A 22,061-nucleotide genomic window follows, 5' to 3' on the forward strand; every position below is an offset into this window, starting at 1 on the left:
ATGAATCTCTGGATGATAGTCGGCGGATTTTTTGTGGGAGCCATGATAGGTATGACGGGCATGGGGGGCGGATTGTTAATGACCCCCCTATTAATTTTGGGCTTTGGAGTCGCTCCTTCCATCGCGGTCGGAACCGATCTGGTGTTTGCTGCGACGACCAAGCTATTCGGAGCCTGGCAGCATTGGCGGCAAAAAACGGTAGATTTCGCCCTGTTGAGATATGTGGCGATGGGAAGCGTGCCGGGAACGCTGCTGGGCGGATTTTGCGTTCGCCTGTTGAAACAGTCGGCGGGTGGCCAATCGGAAATCTGGATGAGCAAAACATTGGCGATTGTTTTTCTATTTATCGCACTGATTATGATTCTGCAGGTTATCAAATCCTTTCGAGGAAGTTCCATACATGCCGTGCAGCGAGAACCGTTCGCGACTTCTCATATGAATCGCTATCTTGTTGCAGTCATCGGGTTTCTGGTTGGTTTCCTGGTGGCGGTGACTTCGGTGGGAAGCGGGACTTTGTTTATGGCGCTTTTATTATATTTTTATCCGTTATCCGTGTCCAAGCTGGTAGGTACAGATATTGTTCATGGTGTTTTGATCACGGCGCTTGCCGCATTGATTCATTGGGGCATTGGTACTATTGATCTTCGAATGGTATTGAATTTAACGGCCGGATCAATTATAGGGGTGCTTGTTGGCAGCAGAATGAGTGTCAAAATTCCGGACCTGATTTTGCGGATCGTTCTGATTGTCATTCTTGTTCTGTCATCTGTTAAGCTTTTGTGAAATAAAGGGGGACTTCGGCTGAGTGTGTTCATGGCAAAGATGAGTCCGCCACCTTTGAAACAAAAGGAACGGGCCGAGCGATGACTTTGGTGTCCAATTGCATTTCATTCAGGAAGGTGTTATGATCGGGTTGAAGGAAATTCGGAATTTCGGAATTTCGGAATTTCGGAATTTCGGAAAGGTGGAATTTCTGTGTCGAAGATCATAGGCAACATCCAACTGCAGAAGAAAAATCTTGTAAACCTCGGGCTGCTCAAAAAACATCTTCCTATAGAAGAAGGGGACTTGTTTCAGGTTGAAATCGAAGAGAACGGACGGGTCGTTCTGACTCCGATGAAGACGATACCGGCTGATCAAGCGTGGTTTTGGACAAAAGAATGGCAAGAAGGGATGAAAGAAGCGCGCGAGGACTTCCAGGAAGGAAGATTTAAAACTCACGCCTCCATGGATGAACTGTTGGAAGAACTTGAGAAGGAGTCGGAAACATGATTGTTGTCCGCTCCGACAGATTTGTAAAAGTTTTTAAAAAACTCGGTTCCAAAGAGGAACAAAAACGAATTATCTGCGCGCTGGAACTGATGGGTCGTGATTTTCGACATCCATCGTTACGGGTCAAACGTATTCAAGGAACAGAAGCGCTATGGGAGGCTTCCGCGTCCATGGATCTTCGTATTGTGTTTGAGATGACGGAGGATGCCATCTATTTATATCGATGCGGTCAACATGATATATTGAATCGTCTGTGACGTAACAGGCCGGTAAAGGTCATCAAGAACTGGGGGATATATCTGGTGCGAATAATAAACGATTTGGAACTGGGCACATTTGATTTGCACATGCACACGACCGCTTCCGATGGGGTGTATGCGCCAAAAGATTTGGTTCGCAAAGCGAAAGAGACAGGGTTAAAGACGATTGCCATTACGGATCATGACACGCTGGCCGGTGTGGAGGAAGCGCAGCAAGCGGGGATGGAACTGGGGCTGCAGGTCCTTCCGGGTGTCGAGATCAGTACCAAATATAAAGGCAAAAACGTCGATATTCTCGGTTATAACATGTCTGACTGGCGAAATTTGCATGATAAGTTGGCCGCATTTCGCGATGATCGGGAAGCCAGGGCGCTGCAGATCATTCAACGGTTTGCCGAATTGCACATGCCGATTACGTTGGAAGATGTAAAAGAATTCAGCGGGGAGGGTGTTATTGCCCGTCCTCATATTGCGAAAGCGATCGTCAAAAAAGGGTACGTGTCCGATGTGCAGACGGTGTTTGATAAATACCTGGCGGACGGAGGTCCGGCTGCCGTCGACAAAAAAATCCTCTCCCCGCAGGAAGGGATTGATCTGATCCACGAGGCGGGCGGCTATGCGGTTATGGCGCATCCGGTCTTGATCGATAACGACAATCTGGTTCGCGAATTGCTTGCCGGTTGTTCGTTTGACGGACTTGAGGTGTGGCACCGCAAGCACGATAAACAAGACGTGAAGCGCTACAAGCAGATGGCAGAAAAATATGAGTTGCTCGTGACAGGCGGTTCCGATTTTCATGATGACCAGCATGATTTGGGCAGTTTTCAAAATTACCCAATCGGGAACAACTAGGAATCATTTGAATACGATGAATCGGTATCGTTAAATTTTGGGGATAGTAATAAACAGGGCTTGTACAATTGTCTGTAGAATATTTGGATATAAGATTTTATTGAAAACGAACATACGTTCTTGTATGATGATTGCAATAAGGTTTAAATGAGGTGATGGTTTTGATCACTTATGTTGTTGGTGACTTGTTAAAGAGTCCTGCGCGGGTATTAGTAAATACGGTTAATACAGTTGGTGTTATGGGGAAGGGAATAGCCAAAGATTTTAAGACCATTTACCCCGAAATGTTTAAACAATACCAGCTTTTTTGTGAAAACAAGCAATTTAACATTGGTCAATTATGGCTTTATAGGACAAAACACAAATGGATATTGAATTTTCCTACCAAAAAGGATTGGAAACATCCCTCGAAAATCGAATATATCGAAGCAGGTTTACAAAAGTTTGTTAACACATATGCTGATGTAGGCATTACATCAATTGCTTTTCCTATGCTTGGTTGTGGAAACGGGGGCTTAAATTGGGATACAGAAGTGCGCCCTTTAATGGAAAAATACTTAAAGAATCTTCCGATTGATGTCTATATTCATTTGTATCGTCAAGGGCAATTTACGAGTGAACAACGGAACATTCGTGCAACAAAACAATGGTTAAGAAGCGAGCCGGAAGCTATGCCGTTTACGGAGGTTTGGGAAGATTTATATGAAATATTGGCTAAGGAAGATTCATTTTTCACCTTGGATCACAAGATTGGATTTACAGTTTCGGTAATTAGAGAACCCGAAATTAATCTTGAAATAAAAGCACTTGGAAACGTTTATCGTGTGTATTTTAACCAGTTGGTAGATCTCTGGCAACATATTCGGAGTCTGGGTTATGTAATGACTGGCAGTATGCCTAATGGATTAGAAAGATACTCTCCTTATTTAATTGCGTTACTTGATAAACTACCCTATTTACATCCAGTTTTGATTTCATCAAATTATCAAGAAATAAAGGAAAATCCAATTGGTCTACAATACATTCCTTTTGTTTCAGATAATCATCTAACTGCATATGAGGTAAATGTACAATGAATACGAAATCAGACGCAAATGAAATCCGCATCTTTATAGATCAATTACAAAAGGCGGATTTTTTGGATGATTCTCGGTCCTGGTGGCCGAGATTTATTTTTCATTTTACAAATATTAACAATGCGGTTGAGATACTTGAAAAGGGTAAACTTTTTTCGAGAAATAAACTTAAAAAAACAGGTGGCATGGTAACAGATAATGCCAGTACGGAGGTTATTCAACAAACAGATGGAAGATGGAAAGATTTTGTTAGATTGTATTTTCGCCCCCGCACACCTACACAAAATAGGAATGAAGGATATAGGCCGCTAGCACAACGTAAATTACAATCACATTGTCCAGTACCTATCTATTTTATGTTTGACGCTAAGCAGTTGCTTTCAAGGGAAGATGCATATTTTAGCAAAGGGAGTTTGGCAGCAGCCTCTACAAATATTTATTCGAAAGCAGTCGATTTTAAAGAAATCCCTTTTCAATTAGTCTATCATGATTCTTGGTTTGAACCTCATGAGAGGGCTTCAATCATACATCACCGCCAAGCAGAGGTAGTGGTGAAAGATGAACTGGATCTGGAGAATCTCAAACATATTTGGTGTAGAAGTGAAGCTGAATATAAAACATTACTTAATTTACTAAGTCCCAAGACTCGGGAAAAGTGGAAAAGTAAAATAGGAGGTGGGAAAAAGGGGAATCTTTTTTTTCGTGATTGGATTTTTGTTGAGGAAGTCAATATGAATAAAGACAGCATAACGTTCAAGTTCAATGTACCCATGGAGACCTTTGACGTTGTTGCTATAAAAGTTAAAATTACAGAAATGTATACGCAAACGAATTTTATATGGGAGAATACAGAATATAAAATTAAAAATACATTGGAAATCAGTTTGAAAAATTTAGAGAGACCAGAGATTTATGATGTAACACTCTTAATAGACAATCAAATAATGTTTTTTGACAAATATAACGAACTGGATTTCTACTTACCATTCTAATGGATTTGTAAGTTAAAGAGTACTTAAGCAAGTTTTTACTATGCGCAATTTTGATTGTAAAGTGAGAAATGGAGAGAAATAAAATGAAGACCGTTCTCGTCACGGGAGGAGCCGGCTATATCGGCAGCCATACTGTTCAGGTGCTGCTTCAAAAAGGGTATTCGGTTGTTGTCCTCGATAACCTGACAACCGGACATCGGGAAGCGATTGACGTGCTGTCGCAATCGTTGAAAGGTACATCATCCGAACAACTATCTTTTTATCACGGTGATATTGCAGATCGTGCGCTTGTGAAAGAAATCGTCGTCCGGCATGATGTGAATGCGGTGATCCATTTTGCCGCCAAGAGTCTGGTGGGCGAGTCGATGCAGCGGCCGGATTTGTATTTTTTGGAGAACACAGGAAAAAGTGTCCAGCTATTCTCGACACTGCAGGAGTGCGGTGTGCGCCATATTATTTTTTCATCTACGGCCGCCGTATATGGGATTCCTGAACAAATTCCGATTTCGGAAACGATTCGCAAGCAACCCGTGAATCCGTACGGAGAATCCAAGCTGATGATTGAACAATCGCTTCGCTGGATGGAAGAAGCGTATGGCGTCAAGTGGGTAGCGCTTCGCTATTTCAATGCAGCCGGGGCCAGTTTAAACGGCGAAATTGGGGAGGATCATGATCCGGAGACGCATCTGATCCCGCTTGTACTAAAAACAGCGTTAGGTCAAAGAGAATCGATCCATATTTTTGGAACAGATTATGATACGCCTGACGGCACCTGTATTCGTGATTATATCCATGTGCTTGATCTGGCGGAAGCGCATGTGCTGGCGCTGGCAGCCCTGCAGAGGGGGATGGCGAGCGGTGCGTGGAACGTCGGTACGGGTAACGGCTACACAGTTCGGGAAGTGATTGAAATGGCACGGACGGTAACCGGACGGGAGATCCGGTCGATAGAGGCGGAAAGGCGGGCCGGGGATCCTGCAGTGCTGGTCGCGGACGCATCATTGATCATGACCCGGTTGAACTGGCGTCCAAAGTACGGATTGCGGGACATGATCGAGTCTGCCTGGCAGTGGCATGTGAATCGGCCGGAAGGGTATTCAGAGGCACCCAATTAATGTGGCAATTGGCTGCATGCATCGACAGGGTTCGTCAAGCGGGATTGACTGCATCAAGCAAAAACCGAATTTTACAGATCAGACCTTTTGTGTTAAAGGTCTGATCTGTTTTTTGTTGGGGAAGAGTTGTAATTACAGGTGAATCTTAGTTTCTGATGTCGATAATTCCCGGGAAATGTCGGGGTTTGGAAGGTGCAGCACCCATCTTCTCCGGTAGCTCCCTAGGCTAATATCAATGACGCAGCTAACATTTTTCATGCAATATCGCGTCAGTCACTATGTTTGAACGGAATATTTTACGGTAGAAAATAACATATGATAATGTTGAAAGTGAGGCGACCATGTAGCCTATGTCGAGTTTGTTTAACCATGAGAAGAACAATGATAAACCAATAGTGAATGAAACGGATAAAAGAACAGAAAACGATAAACGTGAAGAAAATTCGGGTGAAAATGAAAGTAAGAACAAGTTCAAGGTTAATAGAAAGGACAAATTGAAAATGATAACAAAAACGTTTGAACCAAAAGTTTGGCCTATTAATGTATCAAAGCGGAAATTGAATTATGGATATAAGAACGGCGACATCCAATTTTTCCTCTAATAAACGTCGGCCCCCCTACCATTATCTTCTTCAACGCAAATGTACACAAGATTCCCACTAAGAACATAGCCCCCGAAATCAGATACGAGTCGCTGATTCTGCCGATAAAGGATTTAAGATAAAGGAACCGTCAGCAGGTTACACTTCAAATGGAGCTTCCGGTGTTGGATTGTTGGGGAAGAAAACGGGAGAATTCTTCAACGGGATTCGAATAACACCGTTAGAATCGGTATTTCCATAGAACAATTGGTAAAATGCTTAATTTTCAAGACTGGTTATTTTTTTTAATTTGCTGTAATATGCTTCTTATGATTAAATTTCGCATACAAACATTTCAGGTTGTGATTCCTGCATACCAGGAGGAGGGGGGAACATGAGTGCAACCGAGATCCGTCAGTTGCTTAGAAAAATCAATAGGCAAATCACGCATATTGCAAACAGGGAATTGGCCAGGTTTTGCATTACTGTACCGCAAATCTTGGTGTTGAAGGAGGTACTTGGGGGCCCGAAAATGATCGGGCAGATCAGTGAAGCAGTGAATCTGTCAAACAGTACGGTATCTGGCATCGTGGATCGCCTGGAGAAACAAGGATTGGTTGAACGTCGGCGGGATCTTGATGATCGACGTGCAGTATGGATTTTCAAAACAGAGAAGTTTGAAGAAATCAAAAATCAGATTCCGGTGCTGCGGGACGATTATTTTTCTACATTATTGGAAGGGTTGTCGCAAACCGAACTGGACACCGTCGTCCGAACACTTCAACTATTATCCAATCATTTAGAGGAGAAGGATGGGAAGCAGCAATGAAGTTAAATCGAAAGCAGGTTTTGATCCTCATTCTTGCACTGATGGTGATCGTCGGTGGCGGCATCGGAGGTTATTTCTGGTACCAGTCGACTCATTATGTCAGTACAGATGATGCGCGTATCAGCGGGGATATTTATCGCGTGATGCCGAAAGTGGCAGGTAAGTTGAACACGTTGAATATTGATGTAGGTGACTATGTAGCGCAGAACCAGATTGTCGGCCAGCAGGATACGGTGGGGTTGCCAAATACAATGCTGGATCAAGCAACGCTGCGCTCGCCGATTTCAGGCATGGTCATTCAAAAAATGGCTGAACCGGGAGAAGTGGTGGCGCCAGGCCAAGCGATCGCCATGGTGGTGGATAAGCAAAAACTGTATGTGCAGGCCAATATCGAAGAAACCTACATTAATAAATTAAGCGTGGGTCAATTTGTCGAGTTTACGGTTGATACGTTTCCCGGCAAGCACTTCACTGGAAAGGTGAAGGAAATCGGGGAAGCGACCAATTCGACTTTTTCATTGCTGCCGCCTGTTAATACAAGTGGAAACTTCACCAAAGTAACGCAGCGTGTGCCGATCAAGATTTCAATTGACGACCAGCAAAATGTCAATTTGTCACCCGGTATGAGTGCTGTTATCAAAATTCATCTGAAATCGAACTGAGGGTGGAACGAGAATGAAACCAGAAGTATTGCAAAAAAGCCGAAAAACCAAGATCGTTTCGTTGCTTACTGTTTCGTTGCTTGGATGGGGAGGGATTGTTGGGTGCGGCAGCTCAACGCCCGCGTCGACTGCTTCGAATCAGGCAATTGATGTGAAGACATACACAGTGACAAAAGGCGTAATGGCAAGCGGTAAAGTGGTTGCCAACGATGAAATCCAGGTTGCATCGAAGTTGGCCGGTCGGGTAGCCGCCGTTAACGTACAGGAAGGTATGCACGTAGAAAAAGGCCAGGTACTGGTGGAGCTGGACTCGAAAGACTATCTGAGTCAGGTCCAGCAGGCGCAATCTGCTGTTCAGGCCGCCGAGGCAAACTATCAAAATACGAGAGATGGGGCGCGGCCGCAAGAAATTGCACAGTTGCAAAGTGCTGTCGATAGTGCGAAGGTAGCCTACGAAAATGCGCAGACCAATTTTGAACGCACCAAGAATCTTTATGCCAGTGGTGCGGTTCCGAAATCAAGTTATGATGATGCGGATCTGAAATTACAAAGTGCAAAAGCGACATATGAACAGGCGCAGCAAAAGCTCAGTTTGGCACAAGAGGGTGCCACCGCCAATCAGTTGAATGCGCTGCAAGCTCAGGTGAATCAAGCGAGAGCTGCGCTTCAGGCCGCGCAAAATGTATTGAGTGATTCGAAAATTGTCGCTCCCATTTCTGGAGTCGTGACCAAAAAGAATATCGATGCAGGTGAAATGGCGTCACCGTCCGTTCCGCTGTTAACTTTAGTCAATTTGGATGAGGCGGAAGTGCAAGTGAGTGTCCCGGATACGTCAGTATCTAAAATTAAAGCCGGGGATTCAGCAATTGTACACATCTCCAGTTTGGGAGACAAGCAATTTACGGGCACTGTATCGTTTGTCAGTCCAATCGCTGACACAAACAGCAGTTTGTTCCCCGTAAAAGTTAAATTGCCGAATCCGGATGGAACACTGAAAAGCGGGTTGGTAGCCGAAGTCCAGTTTGTGCCTTCCGGGCCGGTTCAACTCGAGATTCCGGTAACCACAGTGCTGCCGAAAGACGGCAAATTGTACGTGTTCAAAGTCAATGGAGATAAGGCGCAAATGGTGGAATTCAAAGGCAAGCAAAAAGATGCCAACTGGTATACGGTAGATTCCGGCGTCAGTGAATCCGATAAACTGGTAATCCGACCGAGCAACCTGCAGGATGGAGTAAAGGTTCGGGTTAATTAGGGGGGATTCAAGTGACAGACTCAGAGGCTGTCGGCGTTCAATCGAAACCGGACAACGAGAACAATTATTGGATTGCGTTAATTGCCGTCATTTTGGGTGCGTTCGTTGCGATTTTGAATAACAGTTTGATTAACGTTGCGTTGCCGAAACTGATGTCCGTATTCGGTTCGTCTCAGGATCATATTCAATGGGTTCTCACCGGTTACATGTTGGCATCAGGTATTATCATCCCTGTCAGCGGTTTTGTCGGAGAGAGATATGGATACAAGAAATCATATCTGATCGCGCTGTCAATTTTCGTTGCGTTTTCTTTCGCCTGCGCTGCCGCGTGGAGTGATAACACACTGATTGCATTCCGGATTTTACAGGGTATTGGCGGCGGTGTCATCATGCCGCTCAGTATGTCAATCATCTACAAAGTAGTGCCGCGCGAACAGGTCGGCATGGCGTTGGGACTTTGGGGAGTCGCCTCCATGGTGGCCCCGGCTGTAGGGCCCACCCTTAGCGGCTACTTAATTGAATATGTGAGCTGGCGGCTGCTGTTCCTGATGAATGTACCGATCGGTCTGGTCGCTATTTTGTTCGTCTTCTTTGCGCTGAAAGAAACGGAGACGAACAGCAGTTTGAAGTTGGATAAGTCAGGTGTTGTGTTATCGACCCTGACTGCAGGCAGTTTACTGTTGGCACTGAGTCAAGGGCAATCGGAAGGTTGGAGTTCGCTTTATATCATCAGCCTGTTTTTTGTTGCCGCATTCAGTTTGGCACTGCTGATCTGGGTGGAATCAGGAAAAGAAGATCCATTACTCGAAGTAAAGTTGTGGAAAAATCCGGTGTTTGCGATGAGTACGATCGGTTCCAGTCTGGTCATGATCGGTTTGTACGGCGGGATTTTTCTTACCCCTGTATATCTGCAGAACATTCAGGGACTTACACCGATTGATACCGGCTTGTTGTTGATGCCGCAAGCTTTGGCCATGGCAGCCATGATGCCTGTTGCAGGTAAATTGTTTGACAAGGTGGGAGTTGTTCCGCTGGGAGTAGTCGGGTTGACGATTCTCAGTATGATGACATTTGAACTTCATCGATTGACGATCGATACTCCGAATAGTTGGTTGAGGACAGTCATGATGATACGCGGAATTGGACTTGGATTGTGCATGATGCCGCTCACCACGGCAGGTATGAACGCCATTGCTGCTATTTCACCCCGGTTGATCGGGAAAGCTTCCGGTATGGGGAATGTGGTGCGGCAGGTGGCCGGTTCGTTTGGGATTGCGGTGATGACCACGATTATGCAGAATCGGCAGGCCTTGCATATCGTAGAATTTGGCTCTAATATTTCTTCGATAAACGCAATGATGGCGCAGGTTCAAACCGGATTGGCCAGTTATATTACATCCTTTGGGGTAGACGCGAAAACGGCTTCTGGTGGCGCTTTGTCAATTTTGATCGGATTAGCCCAAAAAGAAGCCGCCTCCCGGGCGATCGCAGAAACGTTTCTGGCCGCGTCGCTTCCCTTGTTTTGTACAATTCCTCTCGTCTTTCTCATGAGGCAGAAAAAGCCGAAGACACCACCTGTACCCGCTTCACCGCAAAATTCTTCAACCGCTGCAAATTGAAAGTAAGAAGAGCAAGAGATTTCTTGCTCTTCTTTTTTCGCGCTTTTTGATAGAATATTAAAGAAAAATTAAAGAACTTAGTGTAAACATTTATTGAAGGGAATTGTGAACTGGACGGAGGAGCATATGAAAAAGAGATGTGTAAGACTTGCTATTGCAGCAGTTTTCGCGGTTGCAACGTTGACAGCGGGTTGTTCCAGCAGCAAACCGACTGCAGGTCGACAGACCAAAGCTGTGCCTGTCAATACGATGTTGGTACAAACCGGATCTATCGGTGGCAGTGTTACGTTAACAGGACAGGTAGCGTCCAATGTACAAACTAAAGTGGTTTCTAAACAAAGCGGGAAAATCGCCAAAGTGTTTGTGAATATTGGCGATAAGGTTACAGCGGGGCAAACGTTGGCGCAGTTGGATACGAGCGATCTGGAAGTTCAACTGAACCAGCAGCAGGCAGCCGTGCAGGTGGCGCAAGCACAGTATGAGAAAGCCAAAACGGATGCGGTCAATTCGAGCAGTCAGGCTAGTTCAGCACTGACGCAAGCGCAGGTCAGTTTGAATGACGCACAGACAAACTATGAGCGCACGAAAAATCTGTACGACTCGGGTGCCGTATCCAAGCAGCAGTTAGATACGGCTGAACTGAACCTGGAGACGGCAAAAGCGAAACTGGATGCTGCCCAGCAGCAATACCAGGCCTCGCAAGTGAATGGGGATCCTCTGCAGCAGGGTTCGGTAAAGGTGGCAGCGGCTCAATTGGAGCAGGCACGTGCGAACTTGGCAGTGGTTCAAAATCAGTATAATGAAGCGACCATTACTTCACCGGTAACAGGCACAGTTGTATCGAAAGATGCGGACATGGGGACTTTTGTAGGTACACAGACGTCTGTTGTAACTGTGGCTCAAGTGGATCCGGTTAAAGTGAATCTTAATATACCGGAAACGATTATTGCAAACGTAACGCCTGGCTTGCCTGTTACGATTTCCGTGCAGTCGTTGGGGAATGAAACCATTAAAGCCACTTTGTCACGGGTCAGTTCGGTGGTGGATCAGAACGTGAAAGCCTATCCCGCAGAGGTGGTAATTCCGAATCCGGAAGGGAAACTGAAGAGCGGCATGGTAGCCCAAGTTACCATTGAGGGAATGCAGACCCATCAGGGAATCCAAATTCCATCCGGTTCGTTGGTGCAAACGGCGGACGGCGCGAAAGTATTCGTGGTCCAAAACAATGTGGCGCATCAAGTGTTGCTAAAGCTAGGTGTGATTGGGTCTACTAAAGTAGAAGTGCTGGATGGTTTAAAACCAGGGGATGTTTTAGTTGTCGGGGGGCAGGAATTGTTAGGGGAAGGTACCCCTGTTCAGGTTCAAAATGGTCCGGGTGCCGATCCAAATAAAGCTGCAAACCAAGGACAGTCTTCCGCTAACGGACAAAATGGCGAAGCAGACAAAGGCCAAGGAAATGCCAAAAGGAACGGATCTAACAACGGAAACAGCAATCATGGCAGCACTGGAAACGGAAACGGATCGGGTGGCAAACAATGAAAATAGCAAATTTTTCAATAGAAAGACCCGTTACAATTTCGATGATCATGGTCGTCCTGCTGATCCTGGGGTTCATATCGATTCCTCTTTTGCGGGTTGACTTATACCCTAACCTGCAAATTCCGGTTGCGGTAGTCAGTACGAGTTGGCCGGGCGCTTCGCCGGATGAAGTGGAGCAGCAGATTTCTAAACGGATAGAATCCGCGATGGCTACTGTACCCAATGTAAAGGAAGTGGATTCCACTTCCCAGCAGGGCTCCTCCCGCGTTGTTGTACGATTTAACTATGGGGTTGACCTGCAGCAGGCGACAAACGATATGCGGGATAAACTGGACCGTGTTCGCAGACAGTTGCCGACTGATGTCGATACCCCTACAGTGACCCGGATTGACCCGAACAGCGCACCGATTATCACATTGTCGCTGTCAGGCAATATGGATCCGGTAGAATTGAATCGTCTCGCCAATGATGTGTTGCAGCCGCGTTTGTCGCGTTTGGATGGAGTGGCTGCCGTCAATATTACGGGTGGTAAAAAACGGGAAATTGATATCAGCCTGGATCCCGGCAAGATGCAGGCATATGGGTTGACGATCAATCAGGTGACACAGGCTCTGCAGAGTGACAACACATCTGCCGATGCGGGCAGCGTCAAACAGGGGGATCGTGAATTCAGTCTCCACATGAATGGGGATTTTCTAAATGTAAACGATATCGGAAATGTACCGATCCGGTTAAGTAGCGGCAATCAGATTTTCCTGAAAGATATCGCGACCATTCAGGATACGTTTGCCGAGGTTACGCAGTTAGCCAGAATGAATGGACAAACGAGCGTCTCGCTTGACATTACCAAGGTATCAGACGGAAACACAGTACAAGTGGCGCAGAACGTACGCAATTTGATTCCCCAGTTACAGTCGATGCTGCCAAAAACGGTTAAGATTACCGTTGTTTCCGATCAATCTACCTTTATCAATTCTTCGATTAACACCGTGCTGGAACACACAGTGATGGGTGCAGGGCTGTCCATCATCGTGCTATACCTGTTCTTGCGCAGAATCCGAACCACACTGGTAATTGGCGTGGTTATACCGATCTCAATTATCAGTACGTTCTCCTTGATGTATTTCAGTAATCAGACGATCAACACCGTAACTTTGGGTGGTTTGGCGCTCGGTCTCGGTTCTTTGGTAGACTTTGCAGTCGTGGTCATCGAGAGCATATTCCGTTATCGAAATCAGGGGCATAATGCGAAGGATGCCGCCAAACTGGGCACGGCAGAAGTGGGCACAGCCGTAATGGCATCCGCTTTGTCACAGATTGCCGTATTTGCTCCTATTGCGTTTACGCAAGGACTGGCTACACAGTTGTTTGGGCCACTTGCTCTGACCGTCAGCTTCTCGCACGTTGCCGCTTTGTTTGGAGCATTGACATTGGTGCCTATGCTGGCCTCCCGTCTTTTGCCGCAAGTGGATGAAGAGGAAGAAGACGATCAGAAGCCGGTTAAATGGTATAACCTGATGGCCAAATTTCAACGTGGCATTCATCGTTTAAACAGGTGGTATGGACGTCTGCTAAAGTGGGCGCTCGGTCACCGGAAAACAGTCATCAGTGCTACGATCGCCATGTTCGTGGCAAGTCTGGCGATGATCCCGCTGATCGGGTTCGAATTGACGCCAACAACAGACCAAGGACAATTCCGTGTGAATATTCAAATGGCGACCGGTACGCAATTGGATACTACGAATAAAGTTGTTATGCAAGTAGAATCGATTATTCAGAAGATACCTGAAGTGACGACCGTATTTACACAGGTCGGCGGCGGTGGGGGAGCGTTTGCGACCGCTTCCACTTATCGGGGGAATATCTCAGTCAACTTGGTGAATAAGTCAGCTCGAACACGTTCGACAGACCAGGTGGTAGAAGAGGTTCGCCAGAAAACAGCCAATATTGTCGGAGCGAAAATTAACGTATCAGCCGTCAGCAGCAGCGGTAGATTCGGTCGCGGCGGCGCACCGATACAGGTTCAGATCACGGGCGATGATCCAAACGTCATGGCAAAAATCGGTGATATGGTCATACAGGCGGTTTCTTCCGTTAAAGGTACCCGTAACGTGCAGAATTCAGCCGATCGACAAATTCCGCAGTATCAAATGACGATTAACCGCGACCGGGCCTCCCAATACGGGTTAACAGTCGGGCAAATTGTCACAGCAGTACGAACCGCTTTCCAAGGTACAACCGCTACCCAGTTCCGTGCGGCTGACAATGCGATTGATGTGATTGTGAAATATCCGCAGGATTTCGGTAAACAGTATGAAAATCTTTCCCGAATGACAGTGGCAGCGTCAAATGGCGCACAGGTGCCGCTCCTGGATGTGGTAACCGTAACACCTGGCGTGGGACCAGCGGTGATCAACCGTACGAACCAGTTGCGAACAGTTACCATTGAATCGGATCTTTTCAATGCGAACCAAGGTAAGGTTCAGCAGGAAATTCAACAAAAGTTGGATGAATTGCCGGTTCCGGACGGTTACACCGTATCGCTTGGCGGTCAAACAAACGATCTGAATGATTCGTTCAAAAGTCTTGGCTTGGCGATGCCGCTGGCGATTGTGTTGATTTATATTGTGATGGCCAGCCAGTTTGAATCGCTGTTCAGCCCTTTCATCATCATGTTCTCGTTGCCGCCGACATTTGTTGGGGCGGCATTGGGGCTGTTGCTTACAGGCAGATCGCTTAGCATCAATGCATTAACAGGGATGATTATGCTGCTCGGTATCGTGGTCAACAACGCGATTGTGTTGGTCGACTATACGAACCAGCTTCGAAAGAAAGGTCTGGATCGCAACGAGGCGATTCTGCAAGCGGGGCCGGTACGTCTGCGGCCGATTCTCATGACAACTGCCACCACAGTCCTGGCGATGCTGCCGCTCGTAATCGGATTTGGGGAAGGTGCAGAGACTCAGGCGCCAATGGCTACGGTGGTAGCGTTTGGTCTGACGTTCTCTACGATGGTCACGCTGGTATTGGTTCCTGTCGTATACTCGTTGTTTGACGATTTCGGGAAATACCTGTCGAGGAAATTCAAATCGATTTTCCGAAGAAAACAGCCAGTGGCGGAAACAAACCAATCTGTATAAAGAGAGCATTTCGGACAGATACTAAGAGGATAACACCCCTTAAAGAGAAAAGGCACAGCAACCGTTTGGAAGTGCCGACTGCTTTAAGGGGTGATTTTTTGACAAAAAAATTGACACCTGTTTGCTGCAGATGCCAACCTCTCCGGGAATGATTCTATGGAGTTACGCCCGAGAATATTTTTGCAGAAGTCGGTATTTTTGAAACATCCAAATCCGCCAAGGAACGATCATTCCATATGCCAGAATGAAGAACACAGCACCCGTTTGCGGCAAGCTTATGAACTGTTCCACGTAGCTGTGCAAAGCCAAACGGACTGCCAAAAGAGCCAGCAAAATAAGAGCAAACGATTTGGAGCGACGCATATAAATATGCCCGTCTCTTGCTTCAAATTTTGACGTCCGGATCAGCGGATAGGACAATACTATGCCAGCACATATTGCTGCAAGTGCATATAGAAGCGGAATATGTGTCTGGGGAACCACAAACATCAAATACCCTGTCGTCATTCCCAACGGCGGGATCAGGATTTTTTTCGTCGTAACGGGCTTAGCAGAAGCGCGCAGCCGCAAAAAAATCACTAACAGAGCCATGCAGACAGCGCCGATCGTAGTGACAATCTGCAAGTTTACCGATGCAGGAAACGTCAAGCTGCAACCCCCCCAAAAAACATTTTTTCCTAGTAATCATATTAGACGCTTCTTGGCCAAATGGCAAACAAAAAAGTCGGGATTAAGCCCCGACCGTTTGAAAGTAGTTGTTACCCCTCCCGGTTTCCGCAAGAGCAGCGGTATGACCGTTATCGCTGTTTTTTTAACAATGGAAAATTCGTCAAAAAGGTACAGATTTTATGATGAAAATGGTCATACTATCCACGAAATTGCATTTTGAAACGGAGGATTGATAGGCAGATGAACAGTGCACGCGTGTTAGTTGTGAATATCCTTGTACTTGTTCTGTTAATTGCTGGCGGGGTAGCAGCATTTTACTTTTATATTCAAAGCGCCAATTATGTTTCAACGGATAATGCGAGAATTGATGGACAACAAGTGACGATTTATGCAACTGCGGGCGGCCAGCTAACCGATTGGAACGGGGATATCGGGAAACGTTACAATGCGGGGGATCGAGTGGGTACCATTTCGGCTGGTGCACCCGCTGCAGCAGCTGGCGGTGTGGCAAGAGTGTTGTCTGCGGTAGATCTGATATTCCCGATAAACGCCACAATTGTACAACAAACAGCTGTTAGAAATGCATTTGTAGCCCCCGGCACCCCTCTGGCACGTGCCTATGACATGGACCATTTATGGGTCACCGCCAACGTAAATGAGACGAACATTAATGATGTAAAAACAGGACAAGCCGTGGATGTGTATGTGGATGCATTCCCTGGCACTACATTAACCGGCCGGGTAGACAAAATCGGACTGTCAACCGCAAGCAACTTCAGCATGCTGCCTGCATCTAACACGACTGCAAACTACACGAAGGTGACCCAGGTAATTCCGGTTACCGTACGTCTTGACGGATATAAAGGACTTAACATCGTACCTGGTATGAGTGCAAGTGTAAGAATCCACATGTAAGGGGGCGATCGTAATGTTCTGGTACCTAATCGTTTATGTGGTGGTGGCCATTGTTGTTTTTGCTCTCGTAAATCAGGTGATGTTTCGCGGTACGGCAAGGACGGGCGCGGGAACGGCGGGCCATTCGATCCACAAACCTTTGGAAGATCCGGCTTTTATTGAACCGACGGTGACAGGGAACGTGGCGGGACCTGTCAGTGCGCCAATTGAAACACCTCGTACAAGAACGGCGAATGTAACCTCAAATGAAGCGACGGAACAGGATATTAATACGACCGAAATCGTTTTCGTCTTGCTGCTGGGCGCATTTACGGCAATTCTTAACCAAACGCTGATTAACATCGCAATTCCACATATGATGACCGATTTTAATGTATCGGCTACCACAGTGCAGTGGCTGGTTACCGGATTTATGTTGGTAAACGGCGTGTTAATTCCGGTCAGTGCTTTCTTGATGGAGACGTTTGGCACCCGTCCGTTGTTTCTTAGCGCAATGAGTCTGTTTACTGTAGGTTCGCTTGTATGTGGATTGGCACCCAACTTTGCAATCATGATGGCAGGGCGGGTTGTTCAGGCTATGGGTGCGGGTATTTTAATGCCGTTAATGATGAACGTGTTTTTTACAATCTTTCCCCCTGAAAAAAGGGGTACGGCTATGGGGATCATGGGAATTGCCATGGCGTTTGCCCCGGCGGTTGGTCCTACGGTGGCAGGCTGGATTATCGAAAATCATTCTTGGAGAATTCTATTTTATGCAATGGTGCCGATTGGTTTACTTGACATTTTATTGGCTGCCCGCTGGATGAGAAATGTTTTGAGACTGACGTACCCGAAATTTGATCTATTGGGGATAGTTTTATCAACAATCGGTTTTGGCGGCATTTTGTACGGCTTTAGTGAAGCGGGCAATAATGGGTGGGATAGCGCGGAGGTTCTCATCAGTCTCGTGGTTGGGGTTTCAGGACTTATTCTGTTCGTTTGGCGGGAATTAAGTGAGAAAAAGCCAATGTTGGAATTTCGTGTTTTTAAATTTGATGTTTATGCTTTAACTACTGTAATTAATGCGGTTATTACAATGGCATTGTTCGCCGGTATGATGCTCTTGCCTATTTATTTGCAAAGTATCAGAGGCTTTACTCCTCTCCAGGCAGGTCTGCTGCTCTTGCCGGGGGCATTAATTATGGCCGCTATGGGGCCGGTGGCAGGCGCTATTTTCGACCGTATAGGAGCGCGCTGGCTGGCAGTCGTTGGACTGGCTATCACCGCAATCACCACCTGGCAGTTTACACGGTTGACAACGGATATGCCTTATTCTACCATCCTGACGATCTATATCGTCCGCAGTTTCGGTATGTCACTCCTCATGATGCCGATTATGACTGCCGGAATGAACCAACTGCCGCCTCGTTTAAACAGCCATGGGACTGCCATGTCAAATACGATTCGCCAAGTAGCCGGATCATTGGGGACCGCTTTTTTGGTCACCGTAATGACGAACCGGACCACTGTACACCAAGTGGCATTTGGGGAAATGCTTACGGCTGACAATCCGGTTGTTTCGCAACAACTTTCTCAATTCGGGACAGAACTGGCTGCGTCAGCGGGTCTTCCGCCAGAGGCTGGACAAAGTATCGCTGCACAGACATTGTTCGGGTTGGTTTCACAACAATCGGCAATTAATGGTATAAATGATGCTTTTGTAGTGGCTACCATATTGATCGTTGTGGCGTTCATTCTGGCGTTTTTCATACGACGAGTTCTGCCGGCCACGGCAAAATAAAGTGTGTTTCAACTTTATACAGCAAAGGACCGGCCACAGGGAACCGGTCCTTTCTAAATGAGTGAAGTTACTGATGTTGTTTATTGAATTTTAACCTTTGTCCCATCGGCGAGGAGGGTCTGGCCTGCTACGACCACCTTGTCTCCGGCGGTCAGCCCGCTTTTACCCCGATGATTTCATTTTCCGCCAGGTTAACTTTCCGCTTTTAAAGATTGAACATCGACTACCGTAACGACTGACACCTGGGGAGAAACCATCTCTCCAACTTCTCCGTTTACAGCGGCAACAATCCCGGAAAACGGGGAAATCACCGTTGCATTGGCCAATTGATCCCGTGCCGTTTGCACGGCTACTGACGATTGGTCGACAGAAGCCTCGGAAACATCTACAGAAGTTCTTTTCTCGGCATTCTCCAGACTCACCCGCGCATTGGCATAAGCCACTTGAGCATTCTTGAGAGCTGTTTTCGCTTGCTCCACCTGACCCAAGCAAACAGGTATTGCAGCAATTTTTCCTGCGATCTTGGGCGATAGCTTTACCTCCTGGTTCGCAGCTAATTTGCCGGAAAGCCCCGCTTCATCCTGCGCCGACGATCGCCATCAATCAGAACGATCGCGTTGTTCACTACGATCCCGACCAGCAGGATGTAACCGATCAAAGCCATGATACTCAAGGGTTTACCCATGATCAGCAGGCCTACTACAACCCCGATGAAGGTCGGAGGAATCGAAAACATAATGATGAACGGACTCGATAGGGATTCAAACTGTCCCGCCATTGCCATATAAACGAGAACTATCGACAAGATTAAAGCCAATCCCAAGCTTATAAACGAATCAGCCATATCCTGAGTTTGGCCGGGGAGGCCTTGATGGTGTCCAGTACAACGGCCTGCGGGATCGTGATCCCGCATTTAGCCAATTCATGTGCCATAATGGTGAAGAAAATCTTATTATTGAGCACCATGAGTTGAGCAATTTGCTGCAATATGTCCATAGTAGCTCCTTCGGGCATCCTTCCCATATTATTTCGCCTGACAAATTCAAAAAATATTTATTTCTTATAGACAAGTCACAGCCGGTCTCCCAGAGCGGAAACCGGCTGTAGTCTAAAAATGCGGATCTTGAATTGGTGAAATCTAAACTGCTTTTTCGACTGCAATTAAATTTGGCGGTTCGCCGCCTTTCGATTCAGGTTCAGGTGATGCCTCAGATCCATTCGTCGCGGACAGCAGCCCCAACTTCTGTAACGAGGAAACTAAACGTTGGGATTCGATCGGTTTTGTTATAATGTCCTGTACGCCGGAAACAAATGCATTTTTGACCGACTGGGAGTCTTCGAATACAGTAATCACAACAAGATTGATTTCCGGGTACAGCTCTTTGATTTTTCGAATGGTGTGAATACCGTTGAGGTAGGAGCAGCGGGTATCCATGAGTATCAGTTCAGGGTGATGCTGTTCAATCGTTCGTGTGATTTCATTTTCTGTTGCAACTTTTTCTAAAACTTCAACGCCCAATTTCTCTAGTAAAGCGGATAGATTGGCATACGATACAGATGATTCGTCAACAATCAAAGTCTTCAAAAGTAACCCTCCTTTCTCAAAGCGAATAAGTGTTCCGAATTTTTAAGTAAAGTAGTAATTGGTAATAAAATACCAAATATAAAAATTAAATGCAAGTTAAATAAAAAGTTAATAAAATCACGGGTTTCCCATTACTTATTAAGTTCCCTCCGCTCCTACATCTCTCAGAATAATTCGAAATTAAAACTTTGAATGACTGCAACCACTGACAAATCAAGCAAAACTAACTATATCGCTATTTACATGAAACGCTGGTAAAATATTATAAAGATAAGTAGTTTTGTGTTGTAGAATCGATCAGTTAAATAGGATATTTCCCTTAGAGGTGGTACGATGATCCTTGGGGATAACATAAGTGACACTTCGATCAGAAGCAGTGTAGAAAAGTTTCGTAAGCAGCAAAAAGGTGCCAGGGTGCTCTTAAAAAAAGTCGGGGATCCGGAACGGTACGGTGTTGCGGCCATCGATGAAAAAAAAGTGATTCAAATTGAAGAGAAACCAAGGGAACCAAAATCCGATTATGCTGTTATCGGGTATTATATGTATGATGAGAAAGTCTTCAACATTATCAGAGACATAAGACCCTCAGAAAGAGGCGAATTGGAAATAACCACAGTCAACAACATTTATGTGGAACTAGGTGAATTGGAATATGACATTCTCGAGGGAAATTGGACGGATGCCGGAATCTTTGAATCCCTTTTTTATGGAAATCAAATTATGCTGAAGGCAAAAAATCAAATCAAGGAGTAGAAGCGATGCGAATTTTAGTAACAGGTGGAGCAGGATTTATTGGCGCCAATTTCATTCATTATATGTTCAAGAAATATAGGGATCAGATCAAGATTATCAACGTAGATAAATTAACTTATGCAGGAAATTTGAATAATTTGCGAGAAATAGATCCGGAATTAGTCAAGCACGGGAATTATGTTTTTGAAAAAGTGGATATTTGCTATAGACAGGAAATAAATCGGGTGTTTCATTGTACAAACCAAACGTTGTCATTAATTTCGCAGCAGAATCTCACGTTGACCGAAGTATTGCGGATCCTCACATATTTATGTACACGAACGTTCTGGGTACACAAGTGCTTTTGGATGCCGCTTTACAGTATGAAGTGGAACGATTTCACCAAATATCAACTGATGAAGTTTATGGTTCTCTTGATGAACCAGGCTACTTTATTGAGGAGTCTTCTCTCCAGCCCCGTTCACCGTACTCCGCTTCCAAAGCTTCGGCAGATTTGATCTGTAATGCTTATTATGAAACATATAACTTGCCTATAACAATCAGTCGCTGTTCAAATAATTACGGACCCTATCAGAACCGCGAGAAGTTCATTACCTTGATGATTCACAACCTTCTTGCAGGAAAGCCTCTTCCCTTGTATGGGGATGGAAAAAATGTAAGGGATTGGCTCTACGTTGATGATCATTGCACAGCGATTGACATGATTTTGGAAAAAGGACAAGTTGGCGAAATCTATAATATCGGAGGTGGTAATGAATGGAAAAATATCGACTTGATCAATCTGCTTATAAGTAAAATTCGTGAGCTGCTGCCAACAAATGAAACAAGCAGACATATAGACGAAAAGGTAATCCAATTCGTGGAGGATCGAAAAGGTCATGACCGACGATATGCCATAGATTCTTCTAAAATTCAAAGAGAATTAGGGTGGCAACCCACAGTCCCATTCAAAGAAGGTTTGGTAAAAACAATTCAGTGGTATATGAATCAGGGCTTACCGTTATCCACATGCAAACAAACAGCTCTGGAATCGGGGGTGGATGAATATGTTGCTGGCCACCGGAATACGAATTTGTGACGAAGTTTAGTAATCGTTACAACCAACGGCCGATTGGCGGTTGTCTGTACGATTTATTATCGTGTAAGTATATGTAGGCTGTGGTGAAAGGG

The 22,061-nt window shown here is 45.7% G+C and carries 20 protein-coding genes and 2 pseudogenes; 17 read left to right on the forward strand and 5 right to left on the reverse strand.

What is annotated here, in order from left to right:
* From skT53_RS14280 to skT53_RS14340, 13 genes are all read left to right on the forward strand, one after another.
* Complete coding sequence (locus skT53_RS14280; protein WP_200758195.1) at positions 1 to 783, forward strand: sulfite exporter TauE/SafE family protein; 783 nt, start codon at positions 1 to 3, stop codon at positions 781 to 783.
* A gap of 192 nt (positions 784 to 975) precedes the next feature.
* On the forward strand, positions 976 to 1,272 hold the full coding sequence (locus tag skT53_RS14285) for a hypothetical protein (RefSeq protein WP_200758197.1): 297 nt from the start codon (positions 976 to 978) through the stop codon (positions 1,270 to 1,272).
* On the forward strand, positions 1,269 to 1,529 hold the full coding sequence (locus tag skT53_RS14290; protein WP_200758199.1) for a cytotoxin: 261 nt from the start codon (positions 1,269 to 1,271) through the stop codon (positions 1,527 to 1,529). Before skT53_RS14285 ends, skT53_RS14290 begins: the two co-directional genes overlap by 4 nt.
* Before the next feature lie 45 nt (positions 1,530 to 1,574).
* Complete coding sequence (locus tag skT53_RS14295) at positions 1,575 to 2,384, forward strand: PHP domain-containing protein (protein WP_226375226.1); 810 nt, start codon at positions 1,575 to 1,577, stop codon at positions 2,382 to 2,384.
* A 161-nt stretch (positions 2,385 to 2,545) separates the two neighbouring features.
* Entirely contained in the window at positions 2,546 to 3,460 is a 915-nt protein-coding gene (locus tag skT53_RS14300; RefSeq protein ID WP_200758207.1) for a macro domain-containing protein, read from the forward strand.
* Positions 3,457 to 4,452 (forward strand): DUF4433 domain-containing protein, encoded by a 996-nt coding sequence (locus skT53_RS14305; RefSeq protein ID WP_200758209.1) that lies wholly within the window; start codon positions 3,457 to 3,459, stop codon positions 4,450 to 4,452. Before skT53_RS14300 ends, skT53_RS14305 begins: the two co-directional genes overlap by 4 nt.
* Positions 4,453 to 4,535: 83 nt before the next feature.
* The gene (gene galE / locus skT53_RS14310) at positions 4,536 to 5,567 is read left to right on the forward strand and encodes a UDP-glucose 4-epimerase GalE (protein ID WP_200758211.1); all 1,032 of its coding nucleotides are present in this window, start codon (positions 4,536 to 4,538) and stop codon (positions 5,565 to 5,567) included.
* A gap of 975 nt (positions 5,568 to 6,542) precedes the next feature.
* A complete protein-coding gene (locus tag skT53_RS14315; RefSeq protein ID WP_200758213.1) occupies positions 6,543 to 6,977 on the forward strand; it encodes a MarR family winged helix-turn-helix transcriptional regulator in 435 nt (144 codons plus the stop codon).
* On the forward strand, positions 6,974 to 7,639 hold the full coding sequence (locus skT53_RS14320; RefSeq protein WP_200758215.1) for an HlyD family secretion protein: 666 nt from the start codon (positions 6,974 to 6,976) through the stop codon (positions 7,637 to 7,639). The genes skT53_RS14315 and skT53_RS14320 overlap by 4 nt, the downstream gene beginning before the upstream one ends.
* Before the next feature lie 13 nt (positions 7,640 to 7,652).
* Entirely contained in the window at positions 7,653 to 8,891 is a 1,239-nt protein-coding gene (locus tag skT53_RS14325) for an efflux RND transporter periplasmic adaptor subunit (protein ID WP_200758217.1), read from the forward strand.
* 11 nt (positions 8,892 to 8,902) lie between these two features.
* Positions 8,903 to 10,510, forward strand: coding sequence for a DHA2 family efflux MFS transporter permease subunit (locus skT53_RS14330; protein ID WP_200758219.1), 1,608 nt, complete (start codon positions 8,903 to 8,905; stop codon positions 10,508 to 10,510).
* A 126-nt stretch (positions 10,511 to 10,636) separates the two neighbouring features.
* Positions 10,637 to 12,049 carry an efflux RND transporter periplasmic adaptor subunit gene (locus skT53_RS14335; RefSeq protein ID WP_200758221.1) on the forward strand — a complete coding sequence of 471 codons (1,413 nt, stop codon included), beginning with the start codon at positions 10,637 to 10,639 and terminating at the stop codon, positions 12,047 to 12,049.
* A complete protein-coding gene (locus tag skT53_RS14340) occupies positions 12,046 to 15,189 on the forward strand; it encodes an efflux RND transporter permease subunit (protein ID WP_200758223.1) in 3,144 nt (1,047 codons plus the stop codon). The genes skT53_RS14335 and skT53_RS14340 overlap by 4 nt, the downstream gene beginning before the upstream one ends.
* 162 nt (positions 15,190 to 15,351) lie before the next feature.
* Here skT53_RS14340 and skT53_RS14345 read toward each other — a convergent pair whose 3' ends face one another.
* On the reverse strand, positions 15,352 to 15,837 hold the full coding sequence (locus skT53_RS14345; RefSeq protein WP_226375227.1) for a CcdC family protein: 486 nt from the start codon (positions 15,835 to 15,837) through the stop codon (positions 15,352 to 15,354).
* 261 nt (positions 15,838 to 16,098) lie between these two features.
* Between skT53_RS14345 and skT53_RS14350 the strand changes: the two genes are divergently transcribed.
* A complete protein-coding gene (locus skT53_RS14350) occupies positions 16,099 to 16,773 on the forward strand; it encodes an HlyD family secretion protein (RefSeq protein ID WP_200758224.1) in 675 nt (224 codons plus the stop codon).
* Positions 16,774 to 16,786: 13 nt separating this feature from the next.
* Complete coding sequence (locus skT53_RS14355) at positions 16,787 to 18,553, forward strand: DHA2 family efflux MFS transporter permease subunit (RefSeq protein WP_200758226.1); 1,767 nt, start codon at positions 16,787 to 16,789, stop codon at positions 18,551 to 18,553.
* 191 nt (positions 18,554 to 18,744) lie between these two features.
* Here the strand turns inward: skT53_RS14355 and skT53_RS14360 are convergent, their stop codons facing one another.
* The 4 genes and pseudogenes from skT53_RS14360 to skT53_RS14370 all read right to left on the reverse strand — a co-directional run bounded on the left by skT53_RS14360 (position 18,745) and on the right by skT53_RS14370 (position 20,138).
* On the reverse strand, positions 18,745 to 18,996 hold the full coding sequence (locus skT53_RS14360; protein WP_200758228.1) for a hypothetical protein: 252 nt from the start codon (positions 18,994 to 18,996) through the stop codon (positions 18,745 to 18,747).
* A 155-nt stretch (positions 18,997 to 19,151) separates the two neighbouring features.
* Positions 19,152 to 19,412: pseudogene (locus tag skT53_RS14365) on the reverse strand (efflux RND transporter permease subunit); the annotation flags it as partial.
* Complete coding sequence (locus skT53_RS18590; RefSeq protein WP_226375229.1) at positions 19,379 to 19,549, reverse strand: hypothetical protein; 171 nt, start codon at positions 19,547 to 19,549, stop codon at positions 19,379 to 19,381. The gene skT53_RS18590 and the pseudogene skT53_RS14365, both read right to left, overlap by 34 nt.
* A gap of 142 nt (positions 19,550 to 19,691) precedes the next feature.
* Positions 19,692 to 20,138: a response regulator gene (locus skT53_RS14370; protein ID WP_200758232.1), complete on the reverse strand. Its 447-nt coding sequence runs from the start codon at positions 20,136 to 20,138 to the stop codon at positions 19,692 to 19,694.
* Between the two features lie 333 nt (positions 20,139 to 20,471).
* On the opposite strand from skT53_RS14370, the gene skT53_RS14375 reads away from it, so the two are divergent.
* Both skT53_RS14375 and rfbB read left to right on the forward strand, forming a co-directional pair.
* Positions 20,472 to 20,891 carry a sugar phosphate nucleotidyltransferase gene (locus tag skT53_RS14375; protein WP_200758234.1) on the forward strand — a complete coding sequence of 140 codons (420 nt, stop codon included), beginning with the start codon at positions 20,472 to 20,474 and terminating at the stop codon, positions 20,889 to 20,891.
* A gap of 62 nt (positions 20,892 to 20,953) precedes the next feature.
* Positions 20,954 to 21,969 (forward strand): annotated as a pseudogene (gene rfbB, locus skT53_RS14380) (dTDP-glucose 4,6-dehydratase).
* Positions 21,970 to 22,061: the final 92 nt, after the last annotated feature.

It is taken from the genome of Effusibacillus dendaii (assembly GCF_015097055.1).
GTDB classification, from domain to species: domain Bacteria; phylum Bacillota; class Bacilli; order Tumebacillales; family Effusibacillaceae; genus Effusibacillus; species Effusibacillus dendaii.

What these genes read in the sequence shown, in the direction of transcription:
- skT53_RS14280 (WP_200758195.1), top strand. Translation starts at nt 1, where the DNA reads ATGAATCTCTGGATGATAGTCGGCGGATTTTTTGTGGGAGCCATGATA.
- skT53_RS14290 (WP_200758199.1), top strand. Translation starts at nt 1,269, where the DNA reads ATGATTGTTGTCCGCTCCGACAGATTTGTAAAAGTTTTTAAAAAACTC.
- skT53_RS14305 (WP_200758209.1), top strand. Translation starts at nt 3,457, where the DNA reads ATGAATACGAAATCAGACGCAAATGAAATCCGCATCTTTATAGATCAA.
- galE (WP_200758211.1), top strand. Translation starts at nt 4,536, where the DNA reads ATGAAGACCGTTCTCGTCACGGGAGGAGCCGGCTATATCGGCAGCCAT.
- skT53_RS14315 (WP_200758213.1), top strand. Translation starts at nt 6,543, where the DNA reads ATGAGTGCAACCGAGATCCGTCAGTTGCTTAGAAAAATCAATAGGCAA.
- skT53_RS14320 (WP_200758215.1), top strand. Translation starts at nt 6,974, where the DNA reads ATGAAGTTAAATCGAAAGCAGGTTTTGATCCTCATTCTTGCACTGATG.
- skT53_RS14325 (WP_200758217.1), top strand. Translation starts at nt 7,653, where the DNA reads ATGAAACCAGAAGTATTGCAAAAAAGCCGAAAAACCAAGATCGTTTCG.
- skT53_RS14335 (WP_200758221.1), top strand. Translation starts at nt 10,637, where the DNA reads ATGAAAAAGAGATGTGTAAGACTTGCTATTGCAGCAGTTTTCGCGGTT.
- skT53_RS14340 (WP_200758223.1), top strand. Translation starts at nt 12,046, where the DNA reads ATGAAAATAGCAAATTTTTCAATAGAAAGACCCGTTACAATTTCGATG.
- skT53_RS14350 (WP_200758224.1), top strand. Translation starts at nt 16,099, where the DNA reads ATGAACAGTGCACGCGTGTTAGTTGTGAATATCCTTGTACTTGTTCTG.
- skT53_RS14355 (WP_200758226.1), top strand. Translation starts at nt 16,787, where the DNA reads ATGTTCTGGTACCTAATCGTTTATGTGGTGGTGGCCATTGTTGTTTTT.
- skT53_RS18590 (WP_226375229.1), bottom strand. Translation starts at nt 19,549, where the DNA reads ATGGACATATTGCAGCAAATTGCTCAACTCATGGTGCTCAATAATAAG.
- skT53_RS14375 (WP_200758234.1), top strand. Translation starts at nt 20,472, where the DNA reads ATGATCCTTGGGGATAACATAAGTGACACTTCGATCAGAAGCAGTGTA.